The sequence below is a fragment of the Arthrobacter sp. GCM10027362 genome (assembly GCF_042679445.1).
GTDB lineage: Bacteria > Actinomycetota > Actinomycetes > Actinomycetales > Micrococcaceae > Crystallibacter.
The window spans coordinates 1-2,738 of sequence record NZ_JBHTML010000311.1 but is presented as its reverse complement, the minus strand read 5'-3'; the positions used below and the strand labels follow the sequence as shown (position 1 = coordinate 2,738).

The 2,738-nt window shown below is 66.9% G+C and carries 5 protein-coding genes and 1 tRNA gene; 5 read left to right on the top strand and 1 reads right to left on the bottom strand.

Features of this window, described 5'->3' with window-relative positions:
- Positions 1 to 193, bottom strand: a 193-nt coding sequence (locus tag ACFQ36_RS22070) for a hypothetical protein (protein ID WP_377017609.1), incomplete at its 3' end; no start/stop codon positions are given.
- 328 nt (positions 194 to 521) lie between these two features.
- Between ACFQ36_RS22070 and ACFQ36_RS22065 the strand changes: the two genes are divergently transcribed.
- From ACFQ36_RS22065 to ACFQ36_RS22045, 5 genes are all read left to right on the top strand, one after another.
- On the top strand, positions 522 to 941 hold the full coding sequence (locus ACFQ36_RS22065; RefSeq protein WP_377017606.1) for a DUF3052 domain-containing protein: 420 nt from the start codon (positions 522 to 524) through the stop codon (positions 939 to 941).
- A 3-nt stretch (positions 942 to 944) separates the two neighbouring features.
- Positions 945 to 1,403 carry a peroxiredoxin gene (locus tag ACFQ36_RS22060; protein ID WP_377017604.1) on the top strand — a complete coding sequence of 153 codons (459 nt, stop codon included), beginning with the start codon at positions 945 to 947 and terminating at the stop codon, positions 1,401 to 1,403.
- Between the two features lie 19 nt (positions 1,404 to 1,422).
- Complete coding sequence (locus tag ACFQ36_RS22055) at positions 1,423 to 2,310, top strand: NAD-dependent protein deacetylase (RefSeq protein WP_377017602.1); 888 nt, start codon at positions 1,423 to 1,425, stop codon at positions 2,308 to 2,310.
- Positions 2,311 to 2,395: 85 nt separating this feature from the next.
- Positions 2,396 to 2,468 (top strand) — tRNA-Val (locus tag ACFQ36_RS22050).
- A 193-nt stretch (positions 2,469 to 2,661) separates the two neighbouring features.
- Positions 2,662 to 2,738, top strand: a 77-nt coding sequence (locus ACFQ36_RS22045; RefSeq protein ID WP_377014693.1) for an NAD(P)-binding domain-containing protein, incomplete at its 3' end; no start/stop codon positions are given.

Here is a 2,738-nt window from a genome sequence, read left to right as displayed (position 1 = left end):
TCGGCACCCCGACGCTCTTCGCGCCGGCCCGCTGCAGGAGCGAACGGACAATGAACTGGGCCCGCCCGGTCCCCCGGGTTTCCACCAGATCGTCAAAGGACTCGATCCATTCGGCAGTTTCGTCAGGATCGCGGTCCGGCAGCTGGCTTGTCAGCCCGCTGAGGATGTGCGAGGTGTCTTCTCCTGCGCTCACGTCCAACCTCTCCTAGGTGCAGATTGTGTCTGCGCGTTATATGGTCAACCGTCCCGGCGGGAATAGCCGCCGGGTGCGTCCGCTCCCGGATGCCGGGCCGTCGCTTGCAGGGGTCCGCCGCAGCCGGGTCCTGGCGCATGCGGACATTCCTGCTGCCACTCTATCCGTTAGCAGGGCCGGAATGTATCTGCATGACGCGGCCCGGTAGTACGGCGGGACTGATCTTGAAGCGGACGGATTTAGGGTGTTGGCTTGTAAGACAAATGTTGTCCACGACACGGGCACCGTATAAATTGCACTAAAGACCGTTCCATACAGGAGGAGCACAGTGAGCGAGGCCGAGGCCGCCGCGGTAGATAATGTGGCGGGCAAGTTGGGTTTCAAAGAGGGAGACCTGATCCAGGAGTTCGGCTACGACGACGACGTGGATTTCGATCTGCGCGACGACATCGAAGATCTTGTCGGCTCCGAGCTGCTCACCGAAGACGACCACGACGTGGTCGACGCCGTGATCCTGTGGTGGCGCGAGGGCGACGGGGACCTGGTGGACGCCCTGGTCGATGCGCTGACCACCCTCGACGAGGGCGGAATGGTCTGGGTCCTGACCCCCAAGCCCGGCCGCGACGGCTACGTCCCGCCGAACGAAATTCAGGAAGCGGCCCCCACCGCCGGGCTGCACGCAACTTCCTCGGCCGGAGTCTCCGATGACTGGGCGGCCACCCGACTCGTTAGCAAAAGGAACAAGTAACCCATGACGCTTCCTGCGATTGGCCAACCCGCGCCCGACTTCGAGCTGTCCAACCAGTTCGGCGAAACCATCCGGCTGTCGGACCTGCGGGGCGGCAACGTCGTCGTGGTGTTCTATCCCTTCGCCTTCTCCGGCATCTGCACCGGCGAACTCTGCGCCCTGCGCGATGACCTGGGCGTCTTCCGCGACGAGAACGCGCGTGTGCTGGCCGTGTCGGTGGACCATAAGTTCGCGCTGCGTGCCTTCGCCGAGCACGAAGGCTACGAGTTCGACCTGCTGGCGGATTTCTGGCCGCACGGCGGCGTGGCCAAGGCCTACGGGGTGTTCAACGAAACCTCCGGGATGGCCGGCCGCGGCACGTTCATCATTGATGCCGAGGGCATCCTGCGCCATGTCATCGAAAGCCCCCGCGCCCAGGCCCGGGACATCCAGGAGTACCACCGCGTCCTCAAGGAACTCTAAGCCAGGAACCGGCGTCCCCATGCCGCACAGCCAGCCCGACCATCAGCAGCAGGCGGAAGCGCCGGAGCTGCTTGACCGGGCGCTGGCACTGCTGGGCGGCGCCCGGCTGGCGGTGCTGACCGGTGCGGGCCTGAGCACGGATTCCGGCATTCCGGACTACCGCGGACCCACCTCGGTGCCGCGCACGCCCATGACCTACCAGCAGTTCGTCTCGGACCCGGCCCAGCGCCGCCGCTACTGGGCCCGCAACCACGCGGGCTGGCGGCACATGCACCGGGCCGAACCCAACGCCGGGCACTTCGCCGTTGCCCGCATGGAACACGCAGGCCTGCTGACGGGCCTGATCACCCAGAACGTGGACCGGCTGCATTCGGAGGCCGGCAGCCGGCACGTCATCGATCTGCATGGACGCTTCGACGAGGTCATCTGCCTCGGCTGCCGCAGCATCGTCAGCCGCTCCGCCCTCGCGGAGCGGCTTGAGGCGCTGAACCCCGGCTTCGCTGCCGGCCCGTCCGACGCCGGGGATGTGGCCCCGGATGCCGACGCCGACGTCGGTGCCACGGACAGCTTCGTGGTGGCGGACTGCCAGATATGCGGCGGGATGCTCAAGCCGCACTTCGTGTACTTCGGCGAGAACGTGCCCAAGGACCGAGTGGCGGCCGCCTACGCCTTGGTGGACCGGGCCGACGCCCTGCTGGTCGCGGGAACCTCGCTGACCGTCATGAGCGGGCTGCGGTTCGTCCGGCACGCCGCCAAGTCCTCCATGCCCGTGGTGATCATCAACCGCGGCAGCACGCGCGGAGACGAACTGGCGGCGGTCAAGATCGAGGCCGGGGTCTCCGAGACGCTGGGGACACTGGCCCGGGAGCTGCCGTCCAGGTTCGCGGCGGCGGGGCCGGCGGGTTAGGAAATCGGCCCCGCTATCGGATAGACTGAATCCTCGTGATGTTGCGGCGGATAACGCTCCGCGGTCCCGCCGAAAACATTGCGATGGGTCTTTAGCTCAGCTGGTAGAGCGCCACGTTTACACCGTGGATGTCATCGGTTCGATCCCGGTAGGACCCACCGCAGCAGGGCCCCGGCAACGGGGCCCTTGGCGTTTAAGGCACGGCGCCTGGGGCACCCGGTGAGGTCCCGCCGGCGGTTGGCGGCACGACAGGGCCTGTCCCACTCGCGCTAGGCTGGGGAGGGACGACGTCGGCCTTCGCAGGCCGTGCCCCGGAGCGTGCCGGGGCCGAGCACGAACAATGGAGATTCAATGACCGCACAAATCGGTGTGACCGGACTGGCCGTGATGGGTGCCAACCTGGCCCGCAACTTCGCCCGCAACGGCTA